Below are 22,728 nucleotides of genomic sequence, written 5' to 3'. Positions count from 1 at the left end.
GGTTTATGCTAGATAAAATAAAAGAACTTATTGCTGAAGCTGAAGCATTTAAGGCAAATTCTATAGAAGAGGTAGAGGCGTTTAGAATTAAATTCTTAGGTAAAAAAGGACTGCTGAATCAGCATTTTGCCGAGTTTAAGAATGTTCCTAACGAATTGAAGAAAGAATTTGGGCAAACCATTAACCTTTTAAAAGACACCGCTCAAAATAAGGTCAACGATCTTAAAGAAAGTCTGGAGACAGAAGATGTCGCAGGTTCTTACGGTGATCTTACCCGGCCGGGAGAAGCTCTTGAGCTGGGAGCCCGCCATCCACTTTCTCTTGTAAAGAACAGGATAATAGAGATTTTCTCACGTATTGGCTTCAATGTTTCAGAAGGTCCTGAGATAGAAGATGACTGGCATAACTTTACAGCGCTCAACTTACCAGAATATCACCCGGCTCGTGATATGCAGGATACGTTCTTTATACAAACCAACCCTGACGTTCTTTTACGTACGCATACTTCATCAGTACAGGTGCGCTACATGGAAAACAACAAGCCACCTATACGTACAATTTCGCCGGGTCGTGTTTATCGCAACGAAGCCATTTCGGCACGTTCACATTGCTTCTTTCATCAGGTAGAAGGGTTGTATATAGATAAGGATGTTTCATTTGCAGATCTTAAGCAAACGCTACAGTATTTTACTACAGAGATGTTTGGTAAAAGCAAGATTAGATTGCGACCATCTTACTTTCCGTTTACAGAACCTAGTGCAGAAGTAGATGTTTACTGGGGTCTGGAGACAGAGACAGATTATAAAATGACAAAAGGTACCGGCTGGTTAGAGATAATGGGTACTGGTATGGTAGATCCTAATGTGCTTGAGAACTGCGGGATAGACTCAAAAGAATATAGCGGTTTTGCGTTTGGTATGGGTATAGATCGTATCGCGCTGCTGCTTCATCAGATTTCAGATATACGCATGTTTAGTGAAAATGATGTGCGCTTTCTTGAACAATTTAAAAGTGCTTTATGAAAAAATATTTAACCATTGCTCTGCTTGTAATCGTATTACTAGCTTTTTTGTATCTAACATTTGTTATAGCAGTTATAAAAATTGCCATAGGTAGTGTATTTGTGGGGATTTTTGTTCTTGCCATTTTGATTCTTTGGATCAAATGGAAAGTAACCCACGATTAATTTATGCAAAAAGATATTACAATTCCTCAGGTAGAGGGCGTGCATGTGGCTGCGATCTTAGAGTTTAATGAGACGCATCGCACGCACGACTGGAATGTCTATCTTGTAAATGCTAAAAGCGAAGCTTTAGAGACAATTTTCATCGTTTCTAAAGGTCATGATGCACGGCAAAAATCGAGCGTAATGCGGCATAAACTGGCCGTTTTACCGGCAAAATCGTTTGCTAAAGTTGAGTTTATTGAAGACAGCGTTCTTAAGCTAAATAATGAGTTCTCGGTTTCTTTCTTTCTGGATGGGAAGTTGTACGATAAGACATTTGTTTTTAAAGCAAATACCATCAAAGAGACAAAATTGAAAGAGATTCCTGTAATTCCTGAAAAGGGAATTCTCGCAGAGTAGAAGTTTTAATCACAGGCGCAGCATTCAATTCCTTTAGCTTTCGCGAAAGCTTCCTTACCCTCTTTATAGGCAAAATATATAATCCCAATAGTTCCTAAAATATCAATATAGGGGATCTTAAAAAGCCACCACAAACCGCTGGAAAGTAACAGGACTAAAGACATATACAAACACACCTGATTGCATTTTGCATCTGCAATGATAGGAGCTGAATTAAGCTTTTTACCTATTGAGATCTTAAAATAGATCAATGCCCACATACCTAAGATAGAAATCCCTGCGATTACTATTCCCGGCAGTGTCGATGCCGGTTCTGTACCACTAATTATATTGTTTGCTGCAGAAATAATTAGAACTGCGATAAGACCGTAAAAACACCATCCTGTTATTTTTAGTGAAAGAATCTCAAAAGAGCTTTTATCAGAATTTGGGTTTCGCTTTATGCGCAGGATCATTTGTACGATGCCTAAGGCAGAGATCGTTTCTACAAAGCTGTCGAGACCAAAGCCAAATAGAGCAAGGGTATCTTCTTTATGCCCAAAGTAAACCGAAATAAGACCTTCAATTACATTGTAAACTACAGTAAGAACAGCAAACGCGAGCGCTTTGCTAAACAGTTTATCTGTGCGTTCTAATGTAGCTGAAGTAGCCATTTAATTGAGGTTTAGTCAAGTTTATCTACCAGTTTTTTAAAAACTTTCTTAGGATCTTTGCCTTTGTATAAAATTGCGTGTACCGCATGAATAATAGGCATTTTGGCCCCGCAGTCTTTATAAATGCGATAAGCACTGGCAGCTGCATAATAACCTTCTGCAATCATGCTCATCTCCATCTGCGCACTTTTTACCGTGTAACCCTTGCCTATCATATTACCAAACATGCGGTTACGGCTAAAAACTGAATATCCTGTAACCAATAGATCCCCCAGGTAGGCAGAATCATTGATATTACGTTTCATTTTGTGCACATTCTTGATGAACTTTTTCATTTCACGTATAGCATTACTCATCAACACGCTTTGAAAGTTATCACCATAACCCAACCCGTGTGCAATACCGGCTGCTATAGCATAGATATTTTTAAGCATAGCGGCATATTCTGTACCTATGGTGTCGTCGCTAATTGTGGTTTTTATGTAATCGCTGTTGAGGTGTTTTGCCATTATTCTGGCTTTCTCTTCATCTGCACAGGCAATGGTAAGATAAGACAGGCGCTCAAGGGCAACCTCTTCTGCATGGCATGGCCCGGTAATTACACCTATGTTCTCAAAAGGGATATTATAAACTTCATGAAAATGCTCTCCTACAATTTTCCCGGTTTCAGGAACTATGCCTTTAATGGCAGAGAAAATGATTTTATCTTCAAGGGAATTGTTTACTTTTTTAAGTTCTTCACTTACAAAAGCAGAAGGAATAGCAAAAATGAGATAATCTGCATAGTCAATGATCTCATTAATATCATTGCTCAGTTTTAATTGCTCTGTATCAAATTCTACGGCACTTAAATAATTAGGATTATGCTGTTCTTTCTTTATATGCTCAAGTGCATATACGCTGCGCATATACCAGCCTACCTCATCGAGATTCTCACACAGCATTTTTACAATTGCGGTAGCCCAGCTGCCTCCACCTATAACACCAAATTTTATGGCCATATATTACATCATTCCTAATAGTTTTCAAAAATAACCAAATTTATCCGGTGTGTAAAATATTGGTTTTCAGCACTATTGTTTTTGTGGCATGCGTTTTGGTTTCCCAAAAATGAACCGTAATACATAAAGCTTATGAAAACTGTAAAACTACTTTTAATATTCACCGTTTTAGTACAGGTGTATACCTCTTGTGAATCAGGTATTTATGTAGAGAATGAAGAACTACCTGCGGCTGTATCTTTAGATGAGGTGCTCAATGACTATGAACTTTGGTATGTTGATATAGAAAGAACATCTGGTAATGGTGGTATTCCATTTATGGAGAAGGCATTTACTCTGTCTTTTGATAATGGCGATGTTTATGCAAACAACAATCTAGTGGGTATAGGTAACCAGGGCGACGGTTACGGTATAGGCGTAGGGTACTATGATACCTTTAGCAGTGATCTTGATATTAGCCATGATTTAGACGGTTTTTACACCTTTGAGGTCAGTATTTTAGCCGGCAATTCTATTGAACTTTATAACCGTAGTACACGCACGTCTTACATACTTAAGGGCTATCAACGCCACACTTTTAATTATGATCGTTTGTTTTATGACAACATTCATTACTTTCTGCAGGAATATGCAGCATGGGAAAAGGTGTATACCAGTGTAGAAGGTGCTGTGAATGAATTTGATGAAGAGAATTATCTGCAATTTCTTCCTGCCGGCGGTAGAGGAAATTTTAAGAGTTCACAAGATTATAATGGCACGGCAATTGAACATGTATATTGGGATTATAATGGCATCTATGAAGTAGAAAATGTAACCGGCAATCCTGATCTAAAATATCTCAGTCTCGATTATGATTATTTCAGCGGGGAGTTTTTTGAACTTAGAGTACTAGATGACAATACGATCTCATTATATCAACCTGCATCAGGAACAGAGTATCGCTTTCGCGGAAGAGGATACATAGCTTATAAAACAGCAGAGGCTGGTAAAAAGAGAGAAAAACAGTCTGTAATAGATAAACAAATTAAAAGTATAAAGCTGTGAAGGCAGCAATAATTTAGTTGATTTTTTTGGTTGGTTAGTTAGTTGAAGCCGCTCTGACAGAGTAAATCTGATGGGGCGGTTTCTTTATTATATAATACTTAAATTTTTTGAACAGATTACTTTTAAACCTTTAATCGGCGTGATTTGAGCTTTCAAAGATTAAGATAGATTTAAAAATGGATTAATTACAGCCTATTGTTTATTTCGTAAATTCACATTTCAATAATTAACAATAACCAAAAAAAATAGAACAATGGGATTATTTTCATTTATTAAGAACGCCGGGGCAAAAGTCTTTGGTATTGGTAAAACAGATGCAGAAGAAGCAGCTGATAAATCTGCAGCTATAGAAGAAGCAAATAAAAAAGCAGCGTCTTCTCTTGAAGAGACAGTGCACGATCTTTCACTTGAAGTGGAAAATCTTAAAATAAGCATAGCAGGAGAGACAGCTACAATAACAGGTAAAGCAAAAGATCAATCTACAAAAGAGAAAGTGGTACTTGTTGTGGGTAATACTAATGGGATTGCCCAGGTAGATGACCGTATGGAAGTTGATCACAGTGAGCCGGAGGCACAGTTTCACACTGTAGTATCTGGTGATACATTAAGCAAGATTGCAAAGAAATATTACAGTAATGCAATGAAATATCCCGTAATATTTGAAGCTAATAAGCCTATGCTTACAGATCCTGATAAGATTTATCCGGGGCAAGTTCTGCGTATTCCTCGTATAGAAGGTTAAAATTTTTTTCCCTCTGTAAGGCCATTTACGGGTATTTGTTATCTGTAAATGGTTTTTTTATTTTCTGTTATCTGTAAAAATTCATCTCGTCAATATATTGCCAAACCTCTCGAGGCAATAGCGGCTGGCAGTTTTTGTTAGCCTTAACTGCTTTTCGTATAAACGTTGAAGAGATCTCGACAACTGGCGCGTCAATAACATGAATTTTTGAATGATCTTTAAATTGATCAGGAACTTGTGAATTTGATATTCTCGGATAAACGTAAATTTCGTGATTGTCTATAATCGTCTCGTAATTTTTCCACTTATGAAGACTTTTTAGATTGTCTTCTCCCATGATTAAACAAAATTCATAATCAGGATATTTTTCCTGAAGGTGCGCTAACGTGTTTACTGTATAATTAGGCTGGGGTAGATCAAACTCAATGGTGCTCGCTTCTAGTTTAGGATAATCCTCTATAGCACGCTGTACAAGTTGATAGCGGTGAAGGTTGTCTAAAAGCGAATTCTTTTTCTTAAATGGATTATGCGGAGTTATCACTAGCCAGATCTTATCAAGATTGCTGTATTCGGCCAGGTGATTTGCAATTATAAGATGCCCTATATGAATAGGATTAAAAGTGCCAAAATAAAGCCCGATTTTCATTGCTTTTTGTCCGATTTTTCCAGTCTTTTTACTGATTTACAAAATCAGAAACGAGCTGGTAAGCTTCTGCTAAAGCGGTATTGAGATCGTTATTTTCAATAATATAATCAAATTGCGGTGCGGTTGCCAGCTCAACGCTTGCTTTAGCAATGCGCATATTTATACGATCATCACTTTCTGTTTTGCGTTTCTTCAGCCGTATTTTTAACTCTTCAATACTAGGTGGTTTTACAAAAACAGCTAGTGTACGCTCTGGATATAATTTTTTAATATCAAGACCGCCTACAACGTCAATATCAAAAATTACGTGGCGGTTCTTCTTCCAGATGCGTTCTACTTCACTTTTTAAGGTGCCGTAAAAATTGTCTCTGTAAACTTCTTCCCACTCCAGAAACTCGTCATTCTTAATACGACGCTTAAATTCTTCAAGTGTTAAATAGTAGTAATCTACTCCGTCTTTCTCGTGACCGCGTGGTTCTCTTGATGTGGCCGAAATACTGAAGTCAAGTTTTAGGTCTTCTTTACTTAATAAATGCCTTACAATGGTGGTTTTTCCACTTCCGGAAGGCGCCGAAAAAACAATGAGTTTACCTTCTTCTTTCATCAAAGCACGTTTAAAAGTTGTTCCTTGATTTTCTCAAGTTCATCTTTCATGCGCACTACAACCTGTTGCATAGGGGCATAATTAGATTTTGAGCCTATGGTATTTATCTCACGACCTATTTCCTGACTTATAAAAGCCAGTTTTTTGCCGTTAGAATCTGATGAATTGAGTGATTTTGTGAAATAGTCAAGGTGATTTTTTAATCTTACTTTCTCTTCAGTTATGTCGTATTTCTCAAGATAGTAAGTAAGTTCCTGTTCAAAACGATTAGGATCTACTTCTGCTTTAAGATCATTTACTGCTTTGTTTAATCTTTCGCGAACGCTTTCTATGCGCTGAGGATCTATAGCGATAACTTCTTCAAGATATTCTTCTATGTTTTTAACTCTAAGCTGAAAATCTTCTTTTAGAACCCGGCCTTCGTCTTCTCTGTAATCGTTAATGGCGCCTAGAGCTTCATCAATGCCTTTTAAGATGGCTTCATATTCCTGATCGTCTATCTCGTCTCTTTCGGTTTTTAAGGCATCTGGCATGCGAATTGCCATTTTAAGTAATTCAGTAGGGTCGCCATCTACAACAAGGCTTAATTGCCTGATATATTCTTTAACCACAGCTTCATTTATAGCAGTGCTCGTTTCCTGCCCGTTTAACTCAACATACAAGCTAAGATCTATTTTGCCGCGCTCAAGCGATTTTGCAACTATGTTGCGTAGTTCAAGTTCTTTTTCGCGATAAAAGGAGGGAATTCTGGTATTGAGGTCCAGATTTTTACTGTTAAGAGATTTAACCTCAATTGTAATTTTCTTAGAAGGTAACTGGGAAACAGATTTCCCGAAGCCTGTCATTGATTTGATCATACTTAGATTTAAAGTCGCAAAGATAGGAAAACTATATCTGAAGCTTTCCTATCTCTTTTGTTGCAACTTCTCTAAATTTTTAGGCAATAATTATAGTTTTCTTACCCAGATATTACGATAGCTCACAGGATTGCCGTGATCTTGTAATTCAATAGGTGCTTCACCATGTGGTATGTTTTTAGGATGACCTATATATTCTGTTGTTCCTTGTATTTCTGTATGGTCTTGTGTAACCACACCATTATGAATAACCGTTACAGTAGCGGCTTGCGTTTTATTGCCGTCACCGTCAAAATGAGGTTGATGATAAATGATATCATAGGTTTGCCATTCACTAGTCGGTTTAGTCGCGTTTACAAGTGGTACAGATTGCTTATAAATAGAACTTGCCTGTCCGTTAGAATAAGTGCGGTTGTCGTAACTATCTAGCACCTGCACTTCATATTTCTTTTGAAGAAAGATACCGCTGTTACCGCGTCCCTGGCTTTCACCTACAACTTCTTGTGGTGCACGCCATTCTATATGCAACTGCATGTCACCAAAACTTTCTTTGGTCTCGATATCACCACTTTGAGCTTTAACGGTGAAAGAACCATCGCTATTGATAGTCCAAGGCGCAGCAGCTGTTGTGTCTGTAACACTCTTCCAGGCGTCAAGATTCTCACCATTAAATAAAACAATAGCGTCTGATGGTATGTTGTTCTTATCGAAAGAAACTACTGCAGGCTCAGGATCCCAGAATTCTGTTGCTTCCGGATCTGTTATTTCTTCTTCTGGCTGAGTTGAAACAGAATCTGTAGCTGTAGTTTGCATCTCGCTGTCCTCGCTTGATTCTTTATTCATGTCATTACAGGAAACTAGTAAACCAAGGGCAACAAGAGGTATAAAATTACGTATCATAAGTTAAAGTTTTTTTATTTTAATATTCTTAAAAGAAACTTGATTGCCGTGGTCTTGTAGAGCAATTGCACCAGTCTGGGCTTTGCCAAAAGCTTCCCAGTCTGCAAATTTTGAATTAGAAACCATTGTGTTCCATTCGTTTCCTTCTACAGGAAATTCAACAACCTGAACACCGTTAAGAGTTACAGATCCTTCATTATTAGCGTGGTCGATTTTAATGACACATGTGTTCCATTCACCAGCTGGTTTTGCTACATCCTCTGTAGGAGGGAGCATATCATATAAAGCACCTGACTGATGCGATTTACCATTTTTAGCATCTGGATGACGCTCATTATCTATAATTTGAATTTCAGGTCCTGTTAAATAAGGCTCATGATATTTTTCATCTTCTTTTACTCCCCACATAATACCGCTATTTCCGGCTTCAGAGATTTTCCAGTCTAACGAAAGAATAAAATCTGTATAATCTTCATTGCTAACCAGGTTTTCTGCATGCTCTCGTCCTTCGGCGGGAGTAAGAACCAGCGCATCACCTTCTATTTGCCATTGACTGGAAATTGAATCGCCGTTATAACTGTGCCATTGATCCATATTTTCACCGTCAAAGAGCGTAGTCCATTCAGCATCCTGAGATTCTTCGGTAGTTGTGGTCATAGAAGTCTCATCTGCAACTTCGTTTTCTGAATTCTGTTTTTCCTTGCAGCTTATGGTCATTGCAGCAAGAGCCAGAATTGTAACAATTTGTTTTTTCATGGTATGGTTATTTAATTCCTAATATTCGTTTTAGTTTATCTTCATCAACTTCTGCACCAGCAAAATCATCAAATGCTTTTTCAGTAGCCTCAATTATGTGACTTGCGATAAATGGTGCTCCTTCACGAGCTCCTTGCTCCGGAGATTTTATACAACATTCCCACTCCATCACGGCCCATACGTCGCAGTTATATTCAGTTAATTTTGTAAAGATTGTTTTAAAATCAATTTGACCATCACCGGGAGAGCGGTAGCGCCCTGCACGATCGATCCAATCACCGTACCCACCAAAAACTCCTTTTTTTCCGGTAGGATTAAATTCTGAATCCTTTACATGAAACATTTTTATAAACTCGTGGTAGTTGTCTATATATTCCACATAATCTAATTGCTGAAGTACAAAATGACTAGGATCATAAAGAATATTAACGCGCTTATGATTACCTGTAGCTTCGCGAAATCTTTCAAAAGTTACACCGTCATGAATATCTTCACCTGGGTGAACTTCGTAACAAACATCAACACCTTGCTCATCAAAAGCATTTAGAATAGGTGTCCATCGGTTGGCCAGTTCTTTAAAACCAAGATCTACGAGTCCGGGAGGTCTTTGCGGCCAGGGATGAAATGTGTGCCAAAGCAGAGCTCCGCTAAAAGTACCATGAACGTCTAAGCCTAAATTTCTACTTGCTTTTGCAGCACTTTTAAGCTGATTTACGGCCCATTCTGTGCGTTTTTTTGGATTATTTTTGCAATCATCAGGAGCAAAATTATCAAACATCAGGTCATAAGCCGGGTGAACCGCCACTAGCTGACCCTGAAGATGTGTACAAAGCTCAGTTATTTGTAAACCGTAGCTTTCAACTTTGCCTTTTAACTCATCACAATAGGTTTTGCTTTCTCCTGCCTTGGTGACGTCTATTAATCTGGTTTCCCAAGTTGGTATTTGTATACCTTTATAGCCAAGATCGCTCGCCCACTGGCACATCCCGTCAAGTGAATTAAAAGGTTCTTTATCGTCCATAAACTGTGCGAGAAAGACAGCTGGACCTTTAATAGTCTTCATATGTTATTGGTTTTAATTGCCTTAAAACTTCGTGGCAACTCATTATACAATTTATACAATTAGTTCTTTAAGCTTACCCAGGCAGCGTTATTATCACTTGATGCTACCGCAGCATATATAAAACGCATGCCACGTAAACCGTCTGAAACAGTAGGAAAATCGTACTTTTTAGATGGTTTTTCGCCAGCTTTTACGCTGTTTAATTCTTTAGCGAAACTTCTGTAAATAGTGGCAAAGCCTTCAAGATAGCCTTCTGGGTGACCGGGAGGTACGCGTGTATAAGATGAAGATGCTTCATACGTGCCGTTTCCGCCTGGTGTGTATATTTGTTTTGGTTTATCAAGCCAGAGAGCAGTTAGCTCATTAGGATTTTCCTGTTGCCAGAAAACGCTTCCTTTAGTCCCGTAAACGCGAATGGCTAAATTGTTTTCTTCTCCGGTTGCTATTTGAGAGATCGTAAGTGTGCCTTTTGCACCACCTGTAAAACGAAGAAGCACATTGCCATCATCATCAAGTGTACGGCCATCACCAAAAGCAGTAAGATCTGCTGCAAGCTCTTCTAACTGAAGGCCGGTAATGTATTCTGCAAGATTCTCTGCGTGGGTGCCAATATCGCCTAAAGCACCACCAATACCAGATTTTTTAGGGTCAACTCTCCACGATGCCTGTTTATTTTCAGTCTTTTCTACTGCTGTAGAAAGCCAGCCCTGTAAATATTGTACATTAACTTTTCTTATATCTCCCAGATCACCGCGTGCTATCATTTCTTTAGCCTGCTTTACCATTGGGTAACCTGTATAGTTATGGGTAAGTGCAAATACTTTACCTGAAGCACTCGCTACTTTCTCAAGTTCTACAGCCTCTTCAAGCGTAAGCGTTACCGGTTTATCGCATATTACGTGAAAGCCATTTTCAAGAGCCATTTTTGCCGGCGGAAAGTGCATGTGATTAGGAGTAACGATAGAAACAAAATCCATGCGCTCATCTTCTGGCAACTCTTGTTCTTTCTCTATCATTTCCTGATAACTGCCGTATGCGCGCGAACTTGAAATACCAAGGTCTTTCGCGGAAGCGATACTTTTTTCTGCACTGCTGCTAAAGGCACCGCACACCAGTTCTATCATATTATCTATTGAGGCTGCTTTACGGTGTACATCGCCTATAAAAGATCCCAGGCCACCGCCTACCATTCCCATTTTTAATTTCTTCATGTTATAAATTTTTGGCTTCTACTTTTTCGTTCTTAAAAAATACGGCAAAAAGTATCATTACTACAACCGCAAATATGACTGGGAATGTCCATATACCTGTCCAGTCATGTTTTCCTTCACTTAAGATATTGCTATCTGTTATTTTACCTGCAACAGAGAATCCTATTAACATACCTACTCCATACGTTGCAAGCGTTATCAATCCCTGTGCTGAGCTTTTAAATTTTTCTCCCGCTTTACTGTCTGTATATATCTGCCCTGAAACAAAGAAAAAGTCATAACAAAGACCGTGTAAGGCGATACCTATAAGTAGCATAAATACAAGCTCGTCTGCATTACCATAAGCAAATAGTAAATATCTAATTGCCCACGCGGCCATACCAAAGATCAATGTCCATTTTATACCAAAACGCTTGAAGAAAAATGGAAGAAGTAGCATGAAAAGAACCTCAGATACCTGACCTAATGCAGCTTTTGCAGTTGAATTTTCCATGCCTATTTCGGTTAGAAAGGGACTCAAATTCTGATAATAAAAAGCTAGTGGTATACAGATTAATATTGATGAAGCGAAAAATACCAGAAAATTTCTGTCTTTTAAAAGGGTAAGGGCATCAAGACCCAGAATCTCTGTAAGACTTTGTTTTTCACCGGCAGCTCGCGCGATAGGTGGAGTTTTAGGTAAGGTAAAACTGAAAACACCTAAAACGGCTGAAGCAATAGCAGTCATAAGAAACGTGTTAGCAAGCATGCCTTTACCAATGTTTGCTGTACTGTCCCAGCTAAATACAAAGCTGATAACAAAACCTGCCACTATCCACCCTATGGTACCAAACACACGTATAAACGAAAACTCTTTTGCAGGATCTTTTAATTGTCTAAATGCAACCGAATTTACTAGAGCTAATGTTGGCATGTAAGCGATCATATATCCTAAAACGTAAGGATAGAAAGCAGAAAAGTCATCTGCATTTGCCATTTGATACATCAAAATAGCTCCTACTATGTGGAGAAAACCTAAAATACGTTCTGCATTAAAATAGCGGTCTGCAATTAGACCTATAATAAAAGGAGCGATAATAGCTCCCCAGGATTGTGTAGAGAAAGCCATTGCACTTTCAGAAGCGCTGGCATTAAGGTTGTTCCCTAAAAAAGTGCCTAAGGTAACAAACCAGCCTCCCCAAATGAAGAATTCGAGAAACATCATTAGAGAAAGCTGAATACGGGTAAAGTTTTTCATTAGATTATTTTAAATTTTGAGATGCTGAAATTAATAGTTCTTTTGTTAATTGTATGCCCTTATCAGGGTCTTGCATATCTCCTTCATACTCAACACCTACATAACCTGTGTAGCCTGCGTCTTTTACGATCTGTAAAATTCTTTTAAAATCCAGTTGTGTCTCCTGCCCTTGCTCATCAAAATTATATGATTTAGCACTTACATCCATAGCTTTAGGCATAAGTTCTTCAATGCCTTGATATACAGGATACTCTTCTATGCAGGGCGCATTCCACATAGCGCCACCTTCTCTTTTTAAGCAGAAGTTGCCAAAGTCTGGCAGTGTACCGCAATTTTCTTTGTTTACCCCATTTATAACTTCCATTAGAAGTGGTGCATTAGAAGAGAAACCGCCATGGTTTTCTACAAGAACATTAATGTTTTTAGTGGCGGCATAGTCAGTCAATTTTGATAAACCATCTATCGCGCCTTGTTTCCAGCTTTCTTCATCTTCGGCACCAAATAGATTTACACGTATAGAATGACAGCCCAGATAAGCAGCTGCATCTACCCATTTTTTATGATTTTCTACAGCAGCATCACGATCTGCTTCTGTTTTTGCGGCGAGTGCACCTTCGTTATCTACCATAATAAGGAGGTTTTTTATGCCATATTCGGTACTTTTCGCTTTAAGCGCTGGCAAAAGTGAGTCCATGGCTGTTTTAGTATCTCCATATTTTTCCATTATTGGAGTGTATAATTGACTTACATATTCAACGGCTTCAAAACCCACTTCGCTCGCTTTTTGAGCAAAATCCATGGGATCCATTTTACCGGAGTGAATCGGGCCGCTGTAGGACCATTCTGCTAAAGATAATTTGAAAAAAGTAGGTGAAGTGGTTGTTTGTGTTGTAGGATTTTCTGTTATTGGGGCTGTTTCTTTTTTAGCATTCTTACAAGAAAAACATAATAAAACGCCAATTACAGCAGTTAAAACATTAATTTTCATTTTTTAAAAAAGTTAAATAGGACGAACTCAAACGTTTTCGTCGGGGTTTGGTTGTAAAGAATCATGAATCTCTAATTTATACTTTTTTTATATTACAGAAAAAATAACTTAGAATTTATATATTTGATAGCATTCGGTTCGATTATTTATTAAAAATCTAATATAACGTGAATATAACAAAACCAGAAGAAATGTACGATGCCATTGTGGTAGGTACAGGAATTAGTGGCGGTTGGGCTGCTAAGGAATTATGTGAAAAAGGCCTTAAGACTCTTGTTCTTGAACGAGGAAGAATGGTAAAACACATTGACGATTATCCTACAATGAATATGGATCCCTGGGATTTTAAATTTAAAGGAGAATTACCTCGAGAAGAAAAAGCAAAACAACTTAAGCAATCCCGTACAGGTTACACCACAAATGAGGCGACACGACATTTTTTTGTAAATGATCTTGAGCACCCCTATAATGAGACTAAACGTTTTGACTGGATGCGTGGGTATCATGTAGGCGGGCGTTCACTTATGTGGGGAAGACAGAGTTATCGCCTTAGCGATATCGATTTTGGAGCAAACAAAAGAGAAGGTATTGCAATTGACTGGCCAGTGCGCTACAAAGATATAGCGCCATGGTATGATAAGGTTGAAGAATTTATAGGAGTAAGTGGCGAGACACTAGGTCTGCCTCAATTACCTGATGGAAAGTTTGGTCCACCTATGGAACTTAATTGTGTGGAAGACCATCTTAAAAAGAATATGGCGCAGAATTACAAAGACCGTCTACTTACAATAGGTCGTGTAGCGCATATTACCAGCACTAAAACCTTTGAAGGTCGCTCAAGTTGCCAGTTTAGAAACCGTTGTGCACGAGGGTGTCCTTTTGGGGCTTACTTTAGTAGTAACTCATCTACTTTACCTGCAGCAGAACGCACGGGTAATATGACCCTTAGACCGTTTAGCACTGTACACGAGGTTATGTATGATGAAGCTACAGGTAAGGCAACAGGTGTAAGAGTTATTGATACAGAAACTTCAGAGAAGTTAGAGTTTAAAGCTAAAGTTATCTTCTTATGTGCTTCAGCTATTGCTTCGGCATCTATACTTATGCAGTCTAAGTCTGACAGATTTCCTGATGGTATGGGTAATGATAGTGGTGAATTAGGTCATAATATCATGGACCACCATTTTCAGGCAGGCGCTTCAGGTAGTTATGATGGTTTTGAAGACCGTTATTATAAAGGAAGAAGACCTAATGGTTTATACATTCCTCGTTTTAGAAATATAGGCGGAGATACAGATCAGGAGAATTTTAAACGCGGATACGGTTATCAGGGAGGCGCGAGTCGTGAAGATTGGTCTGAGTCTGTAGCAGAACTTGCTTACGGTAAAGAATTGAAAGAAGCCGTTACAGAACCAGGAGGATGGAGAATTGGCCTTACCGGTTTTGGCGAATGCCTTCCTTATCATGAGAACAAAATGACCCTTGATTATGACAAGCTTGATAAATGGGGTCTGCCTACCGTGACTTTTGATGCAGAGTGGAAAGAAAACGAATGGGAAATGCGTAAAGACATGGTGCAACAAGCTGTTGACATGCTTACAAAAGCAGGATTTAAAGATGTTCAGGGTCATGACAGACCGGGAGCTCCGGGATTAGGTATTCACGAGATGGGTACTGCCCGTATGGGAAGCGATCCTAAAACATCTGTTGTAAATGAAAATAACCAGGTTCACGGTGTGCCTAATGTATATGTAACAGATGGTGCTTTTATGACATCAGCAAGTTGCGTGAATCCGTCATTAACCTATATGGCATTTACAGCACGTGCAGCAGCGCATGCAGCAGAACAATTAAAGAACGGTAAAAACGCTTAACTATGAAAAGAAGACAAGTATTAAAAAATTTAGGACTTGGAGCAGGATATATGGTGGCTGCACCATCTTTGTTCAGTCTTTTACAGAGTTGCAAAAGCGATCCTGCAATGGAGTGGGAGCCCGTTTTTCTTACCGCAAACAATGGTTATATTTTAAAGCAGGTTCTAGATGTTATTATCCCTAAAACAGATACTCCGGGAGCTAACGATCTTAACATTGCTCAGTTTATAGATAGTTATATGAATGAGGTGGCAGAGTCTGATGAACAACAGGAATTTAAGGCGGGAGCAAATGCTTTTTCTTTAAATTTTAAAAGTACATATGACAAGGAAGCTGTAGAAGGTGAGCCTGCAGAATATGAAGAAGTTGTTGCTAAATATCTAAAGGCTGCTCCGGCAGACAGAAAAGATTTTATGGAGCGCCTTACGGCGAAACAAGATCCTGAAAATCCAGAGCTTGATCTCGACACAGATGCAGGTTCTTATGGTTATTTAACTTCAGTGCGTGAACTTGCTATCTGGGCATGGAAGAATAGTGAGGAAATAGGAGAGAATGTAATGTGGTATGACCCAATCCCAGGTGCTCAAAAAGGATGTGTTCCTTTCTCTGAAGCCGGAAATGGTAAAGCCATGTCATTATAGAATAAAATTAGCTTCATGAACAGAAGAAAATTTATACAAAAAGGAGCTCTTAGCGGCTCCTTTTTGGCTTTAGGTGGTCAAAACCTGCTTGCAGAGGCTCAAAATCGGGAATATAGAGCAAAAAATAGCTTTAATCTGCAATATGCGCCGCATTTAGGAATGTTTGAAAATATGGCTGGAAAAGATCCTATAGACCAACTCAATTTTATGGCAGATCAGGGTTTTACAGCTTTTGAAGATAATGATATGCGCACTCGCCCGGTAGAGTTACAAAAGAAAATGGCTTCCGTGATGGAAAATCGCAATATTACCATGGGCGTTTTTGTTGCTCATAAAATCTACTGGACAGAACCTAATCTCACCAGCGGAAAACAAGATTGGCGAGACGAATTTCTGGGCGAAATAAAACAATCTATTGAAGTAGCTAAGCGCGTAAATGCAAAATACATGACTGTAGTGCCGGGTTATGTAGATCTTTCTCAAAATGCAGATTACCAGACTGCAAATGTGATCGAAAGTTTAAAACAAGCTTCTGCTTTACTTGAGCCACACGAAATAACCATGGTTCTGGAACCGTTGAATTTTCACAATCACCCGGGACTTTTTCTTAAGCAATCACCACAGGCATATCTGATTTGCAAAGCTGTTGACAGTACATCTTGTAAAATACTTTTTGATATTTATCATCAACAGATTCAGGAGGGAAATTTAATACCCAATATGGAGCAGGCTTGGGATGAAATCGCTTATTTTCAGATAGGTGATAATCCCGGCAGAAATGAACCTACAACCGGCGAGATCAATTATAAGAACATATTTAAATACATTTATAACAAAGGCTACAAAGGCATTTTAGGTATGGAACACGGCAATTCCATAAAAGGTAAAGAAGGAGAACAAGCGGTTATTAATGCTTATGTAGAGTGTGATAGTTTTGATGATTAACTGATAAATTTTATATAGGCTAAACATTCCCAATACGGGAATAAAACGTACATTTGTTGATAATGAATGTCATTAGCAAGAGAAAATTAAAAGCTTACTACGAAAAAAATGCACAATCAAAAGAAGGTTTGATTAATTGGTATGCATTAACGAGCAAAAGTGATTACAACAGTTTTCATGATCTTAAAAAGACTTTTGTAAGTGCAGATACTTTAGGCGGGGGCATCACTATTTTCAATATTAATGGAAATCATTATCGCTTAATAACACATATGGTTTATCAATTTAAAACAGTTTTTGTATTGTGGGTTGGTTCTCATGCAGAGTACAGTAAATTGACTGAAGAACAAATCAAAAATTTAAAATGATGAAAGCTAAAATATTAAAATCAGAGGCGGAATATGAGGCAGCGATATCCCGTATGCGTGAGTTGGCAAACGCTGATCCGCAGAGTGATGAAGGTGATGAATTTGAATTATTATTGCTTTTAGTCAAAAATTATGAAGAGAAACATGAAGAACCTTTTCCGGAGCCACACCCAGTAAGTGCCATTAAATTTCAAATGGAACAGATGAATTTTAAAAGAGCAGATTTTGGCCGCATAATCGGGAGTATGAGCCATGCTTCAGAAATTTTAAATTTACAAAGAGGTCTTTCTATTAATCACATACGTTCAATTAATACTCAGCTGGGCATACCTACAGATATCTTAATCAACAAATACGATCTGATTGGTAAAAGGGAAAAGATAAAAGGAAATAAAGGAAATAAAAAAAGCGTCCATATTTCAGAATAAGTTTTCCTTATTGACTTATTCTGCTACTCATTATCCTTTAAATCCAGATAAACCCCGTTAGTCCAGCCAAAACCATCCTGGGTAGGATATTCACCGCCCCCGGCAACAAGAGTTGTGTCTGTCACATTGTATTTTTCAAGCATTTTTCCGGTTCTTTTATAGACCTGATCATTAAGCCTTAGCCATCTTGTTTTAATAGAGTTGGCCAGATCAGTATCACCATATTTTTCCAGTCCGCGTATGGCAAGCCATTGATGTGGCGGCCACCCATTAGGGCTGTCCCATTGCTGTCCGTTATCGTTTAAAGTAGTTACTAATCCGCCGGGTTTTAGAAAGTCGGTTTCTAATTCTTTCGCAATAGCGTCTGCCTGTTCTGGTGATGCTATATTAAAATACAACGGGTAAACCATCGCCAACGATAAAGTCTCAGAAAGAGCATTTTCTTTGAATAAATAATCTTTGTAAACCTTATTTTCAGCATCCCATAAATAGGTGTTTATTGCCGATTTTCTCCTGTTTGCAGCCGATTTTAGTTCGTCAGCGCCGGTTTTGTCGTCTGCATACTCACGCGCTTTTGCCAGTGTAATTTCAAGATTGTACATAAGGCTGTTGAGGTCTACCGGCACAACTTCTGTAGTGCGTATAGTGGCCAGATCATTAGGATCTGCAAACCAACGGCTGCTAAAATCCCACCCGCTTTCGCAAGCTGCGCTTATATTTAGATAAACTTCCTTAGCTGGTCTGTTTTTCGCCTTTTGAGCGGTATTTATATCTTCCTTAAAGCTTTCGGCTCTTGGTGTTTGTGTATTGCTGTAATAACGGTTTAAAAAAGTGCTATCGTTTACTTTTACCACGCGATTATTGGCGACGAGATCACCCATGTCATCAGTGCCTTTCATCCAGAATTTATATTCCTTTTCGAGCGCATCGTGATATTTGAGCAATGTTTCCTTTTCGCCTTTAATTTCAGCAAGAAGATTTACCATTTCGGCAAAGAAAGGTGGTTGAGAGCGACCCAAATAATAGGTGCGGTTTCCGTTAGGAATGAAACCAATCGTATTGATCTGGAATGCAAAATTGTCTAGGATATTCTCGATAAGTTCTGTTTCTCCTGCCTCTTTTAGTCCAAGAAGTATAAAATAAGAATCCCAATAATACACTTCTCTAAACCTCCCGCCGGGCACAATGTAGGGATTAGGCAAAGCGATACGTGTACCGGGTTCAACCTCATCTGCATCTCTCTTGAGATAAGGCCAAAGCTCATTAATATGCTCTGCAGTTGTGCGTGTAGTGTCTGTCACAAAATTACCTGTTGGGGCTTCCGGCATGGTAAAGTTTGCGAGTATAAATTCACGTAAGCCAAAATCAGGTTCATTTTTTTGATCATTGTATTTCTCCAGAATTTCTTTCGCAGGAAATTTAGGCTCTGCATCTACAAAAGTTTTTCCGTCAGGAAATACCTCACTCATTTGTACATCTACCAGTAATTGCCCGTAACGATCTATAGGGTTAAGCGCTTTCTGTGGGAATTCACTCTCTATATTTTCATGTACAGCTTTTTTCTCAATCGATTGAGTATTGTTACAACTAAAAAGGATACTGGCTGAAATTGTAGCTAAAAAGAGTGTTTTTCTGATGAACATGGGAGGGAGGTGTTTAAAAAAAAGACTCTACGGCAAAATTAGTATGCCGTAGAGGTAGTTAAAATTGTGTTATGCTAAAGATATTTACTCAACGATAAATTTACCTTTCATCAAGCTATAGTGACCGGGGAAGCTGCAAATAAAATCATATGTTCCTGGTTCTGGAGCATCAAATTCTATAGTGTCTTCCTGACCGCCACCTAGCAACTTTGTATGTACGATAACGGCATCAGTACCTTCTGGGATATAATCGTTATCACGAGCAGAAGCCGCACTGCCTGCAAAAGTTGGTATATCTGTTCCCTGAGCTAAGAGTACAAAATTGTGCCCCATTACTTCCACAGGCTGTTTACCTGTGTGACGCAATGTAAGCGTTACTTTTTCGCCGGCTTTTACGCGTATCTCATTTTTATCAAAACGCATTTGGTCTGTCGCCAGTAAAAGCACTTCGTTTTGACTCGTCTCCTCTGCAGAAGAATCTGCTTCTGGCGTAGATGTGCCTAGTTTTACCTGTTCTTTTTCTTGTTTTTTCTCGCCTTCTCCACAATTAACAAGAGTTAGAGCAAGCGCAAATAGGGCAATCGATTTTATTGTCTTCATAATGATTTTTTGAATAATGCTCTAAATATACACAAGATAAAACAGTGCTGCAACGCCTAGCTTTTTTCTTCAAAAAACTTTAAGGTTCTGCGTTCATTATAATAGATGTTGTCTTTAGCAAAAAAGCCTACATGACCGCCATATTTAGGCACCTCAAGGTTTAGGTTTTTATTTGCTTTCGCGAAAGCATACGGGAAACATTCATCGTCAAGAAATGTGTCATTTGCAGCGTTAAGAAGAAGCGTGGGCACTTTTATTTGTGGAAGAAAATTAAGGCTGCTGCTCTGCGTATAGTAATCAAGTGCGTCTTTAAAACCATTGGCTGGCGCGGTATAGATCTCATCAAAAGCGCGAAGATTTACAATTTTCTTGTAATCATCAAAGCTTACATAATCTGGAAATTGCGGAATCTTCGTTTTTAGTTTATGCTTTAGATCCATTAAGAATGACCAATGATAAATTCTGTTCTCAGGCTCAGAGAGTCTAAGCATAGAGCCGTACAAATGAACCGGTGTTGAGACAGCAACAGCAGCGACTAAATTTTTAGGGCGGCATCGTTCTTCGCCCAGATATTTAAGAATGAGATTTCCGCCCAGGCTAAAACCTACAAGATAGACTGCTGCATATTTGTGCTCCTTTTGCAAATATTGCATGACGGCATCAACATCTTCTGTTGCGCCAGAATGGTATGAACGAAAATTTAAATTATCACTACCACTGCAACCACGCAGATTTACGGCAACACAATCATATCCTTTTTTGTTGAGAATTTTTGATGTGCCCAGCATATACGGGCGATGCGCATTGCCTTCAAGACCGTGAAAAAGTACGGCTACTTTTGTTGCCTTTTCACCCGATTTTGAGTAGCTCCAGTCAATATCTATAAAATCACCATCAGGTAAAGAGATACGTTCTCGCTGTTGATCAACACCAAAGACCCGTCTTATTTTAGCTGAATAAATGGTAGAGAAATGTGTATTCTTAAATGCCCCGCGAGCTTTATATTGAGAAGTAATTACAGGCATTGTTTAATTATTTTATGCTAAAGAAAGAACTGGTTTGCATTCCTTTTTCTTATGCATGCACAGTAAATTTATGTATTTTTGAACTAAAATTAGCGGTAAAATTCAAAAAATTCAGACCGGTTTAGTGCTCTGAAGCTTAGCTTTGAAGTTATTAATTTACTGCTCAAAAAACTACACAATGTACTTTAAAGAATTTGAAATACGCTGGAGCGACATAGATGCAAACAGACACCTTGCAAACAGTGCTTATATAAACTTTATGAGCCACACCCGTATGGCTTTTTTAATGGAAAATGGTTTTGGCCAGGCAGAAATGGCAAAGCATAATATAGGTCCCGTGGTTTTTTATGAGCACATGTATTATTTTAAAGAGGCTTTTGCTGGTAAACCGGTAAAAGTTTCTCTACAATTAAAAGGTCTGGCAGAAGACGGAATGTATTTTGAGTTCATGCATAACTTCTACGACCATAAAGGTAGAAATTTCGCTTCATGCGAAATGATGGGTGCGTGGATAGATCTTAAAGAGCGCAAACTCACCGCACTTCCTGACGAACTTTTTAAAAACCTGTCCTCACTAGAAAAGACTGATGATTTTAGAGTTTTAACGAAAGAAGACACGCGTAAATTTGGTAAAAGACCGCAAGATCTTGAGCTTAATCAGGAAGAGGTTTAGTGCGCGTAGATAAATAAACTCCCGTAAAGATTAAAAGTGCAGCCATCATTCTTATCGGCGTAAGCCTGTCTGCACCCACAAAAATCGCGAATAAAGCCGCAATAACCGGCTGTAGGTAGATAAAAGCGCCCAGCGTTGAGGTTTTAAGAGTCTTTAAAGCATACAGATTTAGAAGATAGGTCATAAATGTAGTGCCTACAATTACAAAGCCCATCTTCCAGATTACGTCAAATGATAAAGTTGCCCAATGCACTTCTGCAAATTCTCCAAAACTTACCGGTAGGTTCATTAGTACGCCCAGCAAAAAGAACCATTTCATCATAGTAATGGTATTATATTTTGCGACAAGAGGTTTTACCAAAATAAGATAAACACCATAAGCTGAAGCATTTACTAAAAGCAAAAGATTTCCAAAAGGGATATTAGGCGCATTCTTCTGATGCTGTGCTCCAAATAAAATTAGCACCAGCGCACCTATAAAGCCCAGACCAATTCCTAATACTTTTACCCACGACACCCGCTCTCTTAAAAATATAACCGAAAGAACCAATAAGATCACCGGCGTCATCGTAACAACAACAGAGCTGTTTATAGGTGTTGACAGGCTGAGACCTTTAAAAAAGGCCAGCATATTAATACACATTCCAAAAAACGCGCAACCTAAGAACCGGAAGTAATCCTGCTTATCTACTTTTTCGCTTTTATAAAATGCACTAATGATCCAGAAAAGAAGAGCAGCTCCTGATACTCGCAATAAAATAAACCCAAAAGGTTTTATATGATACGGCATGAGATCTTTTGCAATAGTGTGATTTACACCATAGATAGCGCTGGCGACTGTTGCCGCTATTAAAGCAAGTAATCGTGGGTTCATTATTCTACTTGAGAGATTCTTTAGCAGCTTCTATGGTCTTTTTGCTGTTTCCTATAAAGATTTTGTCATTATTAATAATAACGGGACGTTTTAAAAATGTGTAATGACCTAGAATTAATGAGCCCATATCATCATCTGTAAGTTTGCGATCTTTTAAACCTTTTTCCTTATAGAGTTTTGCGCGCTTACTAAATAAAGCTTCATAACTGCCGGCTAGATTAAACATCTCTTCCAGCTGTTCTTCAGTTATAGGATCACGTTTAATGTCTTGTTTTTGATAGGCAGAAGACAACTTTAAATCATGCATAATGCGTGCACAGGTGTCACAGGTTGAGAGGTAATAGATTTTTTTCACGACAACGAGTTGATG

General features: G+C 38.5%; 27 protein-coding genes. 11 read left to right on the top strand and 16 right to left on the bottom strand.

What is annotated here, in order from left to right; all coding sequences use genetic code 11:
• Window positions 1-5: 5 nt before the first annotated feature.
• The 3 genes from pheS to ACH3PA_RS06540 are packed head-to-tail and all read left to right on the top strand — an operon-like array spanning window position 6 to window position 1,585.
• Window positions 6-1,022 (top strand): phenylalanine--tRNA ligase subunit alpha, encoded by a 1,017-nt coding sequence (gene pheS / locus ACH3PA_RS06550; RefSeq protein ID WP_416445996.1) that lies wholly within the window; start codon window positions 6-8, stop codon window positions 1,020-1,022.
• Window positions 1,019-1,186, top strand: a complete 168-nt coding sequence (locus tag ACH3PA_RS06545; protein ID WP_416445998.1) for a hypothetical protein — start codon at window positions 1,019-1,021, stop codon at window positions 1,184-1,186. The genes pheS and ACH3PA_RS06545 overlap by 4 nt, the downstream gene beginning before the upstream one ends.
• A gap of 3 nt (window positions 1,187-1,189) precedes the next feature.
• Window positions 1,190-1,585: a hypothetical protein gene (locus ACH3PA_RS06540; RefSeq protein ID WP_416446000.1), complete on the top strand. Its 396-nt coding sequence runs from the start codon at window positions 1,190-1,192 to the stop codon at window positions 1,583-1,585.
• Window positions 1,586-1,590: 5 nt separating this feature from the next.
• On the opposite strand, the gene ACH3PA_RS06535 is transcribed toward ACH3PA_RS06540, so the two are convergent.
• Complete coding sequence (locus tag ACH3PA_RS06535; RefSeq protein ID WP_416446002.1) at window positions 1,591-2,238, bottom strand: cation transporter; 648 nt, start codon at window positions 2,236-2,238, stop codon at window positions 1,591-1,593.
• Window positions 2,239-2,249: 11 nt separating this feature from the next.
• A complete protein-coding gene (locus ACH3PA_RS06530) occupies window positions 2,250-3,239 on the bottom strand; it encodes an NAD(P)H-dependent glycerol-3-phosphate dehydrogenase (protein WP_416446004.1) in 990 nt (329 codons plus the stop codon).
• Window positions 3,240-3,371: 132 nt separating this feature from the next.
• On the opposite strand from ACH3PA_RS06530, the gene ACH3PA_RS06525 reads away from it, so the two are divergent.
• A complete protein-coding gene (locus tag ACH3PA_RS06525) occupies window positions 3,372-4,283 on the top strand; it encodes a nicotinic acid mononucleotide adenyltransferase (protein WP_416446006.1) in 912 nt (303 codons plus the stop codon).
• A gap of 253 nt (window positions 4,284-4,536) precedes the next feature.
• On the top strand, window positions 4,537-5,025 hold the full coding sequence (lysM, locus tag ACH3PA_RS06520) for a peptidoglycan-binding protein LysM (RefSeq protein ID WP_416446008.1): 489 nt from the start codon (window positions 4,537-4,539) through the stop codon (window positions 5,023-5,025).
• Window positions 5,026-5,092: 67 nt separating this feature from the next.
• On the opposite strand, the gene nadD is transcribed toward lysM, so the two are convergent.
• The 9 genes from nadD to ACH3PA_RS06475 form a co-directional block, all read right to left on the bottom strand.
• Entirely contained in the window at window positions 5,093-5,671 is a 579-nt protein-coding gene (gene nadD, locus ACH3PA_RS06515; RefSeq protein ID WP_416446010.1) for a nicotinate (nicotinamide) nucleotide adenylyltransferase, read from the bottom strand.
• 28 nt (window positions 5,672-5,699) lie between these two features.
• Window positions 5,700-6,275 carry a guanylate kinase gene (gene gmk / locus ACH3PA_RS06510; protein ID WP_416446012.1) on the bottom strand — a complete coding sequence of 192 codons (576 nt, stop codon included), beginning with the start codon at window positions 6,273-6,275 and terminating at the stop codon, window positions 5,700-5,702.
• Window positions 6,275-7,132, bottom strand: coding sequence for a YicC/YloC family endoribonuclease (locus tag ACH3PA_RS06505; RefSeq protein ID WP_416446014.1), 858 nt, complete (start codon window positions 7,130-7,132; stop codon window positions 6,275-6,277). Before ACH3PA_RS06505 ends, gmk begins: the two co-directional genes overlap by 1 nt.
• Before the next feature lie 90 nt (window positions 7,133-7,222).
• The gene (locus tag ACH3PA_RS06500; RefSeq protein WP_416446016.1) at window positions 7,223-8,032 is read right to left on the bottom strand and encodes a 3-keto-disaccharide hydrolase; all 810 of its coding nucleotides are present in this window, start codon (window positions 8,030-8,032) and stop codon (window positions 7,223-7,225) included.
• Window positions 8,033-8,035: 3 nt separating this feature from the next.
• A complete protein-coding gene (locus ACH3PA_RS06495) occupies window positions 8,036-8,788 on the bottom strand; it encodes a 3-keto-disaccharide hydrolase (RefSeq protein WP_416446018.1) in 753 nt (250 codons plus the stop codon).
• 7 nt (window positions 8,789-8,795) lie between these two features.
• Complete coding sequence (locus ACH3PA_RS06490) at window positions 8,796-9,851, bottom strand: sugar phosphate isomerase/epimerase family protein (protein WP_416446020.1); 1,056 nt, start codon at window positions 9,849-9,851, stop codon at window positions 8,796-8,798.
• Window positions 9,852-9,910: 59 nt separating this feature from the next.
• Window positions 9,911-11,062, bottom strand: coding sequence for a Gfo/Idh/MocA family protein (locus ACH3PA_RS06485; protein ID WP_416446022.1), 1,152 nt, complete (start codon window positions 11,060-11,062; stop codon window positions 9,911-9,913).
• A 1-nt stretch (window position 11,063) separates the two neighbouring features.
• Window positions 11,064-12,299 (bottom strand): nucleoside permease, encoded by a 1,236-nt coding sequence (locus tag ACH3PA_RS06480; protein WP_416446024.1) that lies wholly within the window; start codon window positions 12,297-12,299, stop codon window positions 11,064-11,066.
• 4 nt (window positions 12,300-12,303) lie between these two features.
• Entirely contained in the window at window positions 12,304-13,287 is a 984-nt protein-coding gene (locus ACH3PA_RS06475; RefSeq protein WP_416446026.1) for a sugar phosphate isomerase/epimerase family protein, read from the bottom strand.
• Window positions 13,288-13,478: 191 nt separating this feature from the next.
• Between ACH3PA_RS06475 and ACH3PA_RS06470 the strand changes: the two genes are divergently transcribed.
• The 5 genes from ACH3PA_RS06470 (at window position 13,479) to ACH3PA_RS06450 (ending at window position 17,543) form a co-directional block, all read left to right on the top strand.
• A complete protein-coding gene (locus ACH3PA_RS06470; RefSeq protein WP_416446645.1) occupies window positions 13,479-15,161 on the top strand; it encodes a GMC oxidoreductase in 1,683 nt (560 codons plus the stop codon).
• A 2-nt stretch (window positions 15,162-15,163) separates the two neighbouring features.
• Window positions 15,164-15,802 carry a gluconate 2-dehydrogenase subunit 3 family protein gene (locus ACH3PA_RS06465; RefSeq protein WP_416446028.1) on the top strand — a complete coding sequence of 213 codons (639 nt, stop codon included), beginning with the start codon at window positions 15,164-15,166 and terminating at the stop codon, window positions 15,800-15,802.
• A gap of 15 nt (window positions 15,803-15,817) precedes the next feature.
• Window positions 15,818-16,747 (top strand): hydroxypyruvate isomerase family protein, encoded by a 930-nt coding sequence (locus tag ACH3PA_RS06460; RefSeq protein ID WP_416446030.1) that lies wholly within the window; start codon window positions 15,818-15,820, stop codon window positions 16,745-16,747.
• 62 nt (window positions 16,748-16,809) lie between these two features.
• Window positions 16,810-17,115, top strand: a complete 306-nt coding sequence (locus tag ACH3PA_RS06455; protein ID WP_416446647.1) for a type II toxin-antitoxin system HigB family toxin — start codon at window positions 16,810-16,812, stop codon at window positions 17,113-17,115.
• Window positions 17,112-17,543 (top strand): helix-turn-helix domain-containing protein, encoded by a 432-nt coding sequence (locus ACH3PA_RS06450; RefSeq protein WP_416446032.1) that lies wholly within the window; start codon window positions 17,112-17,114, stop codon window positions 17,541-17,543. Before ACH3PA_RS06455 ends, ACH3PA_RS06450 begins: the two co-directional genes overlap by 4 nt.
• Before the next feature lie 23 nt (window positions 17,544-17,566).
• Here the strand turns inward: ACH3PA_RS06450 and treF are convergent, their stop codons facing one another.
• From treF to ACH3PA_RS06435, 3 genes are all read right to left on the bottom strand, one after another.
• Window positions 17,567-19,186, bottom strand: coding sequence for an alpha,alpha-trehalase TreF (gene treF / locus ACH3PA_RS06445; RefSeq protein ID WP_416446034.1), 1,620 nt, complete (start codon window positions 19,184-19,186; stop codon window positions 17,567-17,569).
• Window positions 19,187-19,270: 84 nt separating this feature from the next.
• A complete protein-coding gene (gene azu, locus ACH3PA_RS06440) occupies window positions 19,271-19,786 on the bottom strand; it encodes an azurin (RefSeq protein ID WP_416446036.1) in 516 nt (171 codons plus the stop codon).
• A 56-nt stretch (window positions 19,787-19,842) separates the two neighbouring features.
• Window positions 19,843-20,811 (bottom strand): YheT family hydrolase, encoded by a 969-nt coding sequence (locus ACH3PA_RS06435; protein ID WP_416446038.1) that lies wholly within the window; start codon window positions 20,809-20,811, stop codon window positions 19,843-19,845.
• Window positions 20,812-20,989: 178 nt separating this feature from the next.
• Here ACH3PA_RS06435 and ACH3PA_RS06430 point away from each other — a divergent pair, with 178 nt between their 5' ends.
• Window positions 20,990-21,484: an acyl-CoA thioesterase gene (locus tag ACH3PA_RS06430; RefSeq protein ID WP_416446040.1), complete on the top strand. Its 495-nt coding sequence runs from the start codon at window positions 20,990-20,992 to the stop codon at window positions 21,482-21,484.
• Here the strand turns inward: ACH3PA_RS06430 and ACH3PA_RS06425 are convergent.
• Together ACH3PA_RS06425 and ACH3PA_RS06420 are read right to left on the bottom strand one after the other, a co-directional pair.
• The gene (locus ACH3PA_RS06425) at window positions 21,465-22,358 is read right to left on the bottom strand and encodes a DMT family transporter (RefSeq protein ID WP_416446042.1); all 894 of its coding nucleotides are present in this window, start codon (window positions 22,356-22,358) and stop codon (window positions 21,465-21,467) included. The genes ACH3PA_RS06430 and ACH3PA_RS06425 overlap by 20 nt on opposite strands.
• Window positions 22,359-22,362: 4 nt before the next feature.
• Window positions 22,363-22,713: an arsenate reductase family protein gene (locus tag ACH3PA_RS06420; protein WP_416446044.1), complete on the bottom strand. Its 351-nt coding sequence runs from the start codon at window positions 22,711-22,713 to the stop codon at window positions 22,363-22,365.
• Window positions 22,714-22,728 lie beyond the last annotated feature (15 nt).

This window comes from Leeuwenhoekiella sp. A2, from assembly GCF_047946655.1.
Lineage (GTDB): Bacteria > Bacteroidota > Bacteroidia > Flavobacteriales > Flavobacteriaceae > Leeuwenhoekiella.
Note: the sequence above shows the minus strand (reverse complement) of the source record. Positions and strands in the feature narration are given on the sequence as shown.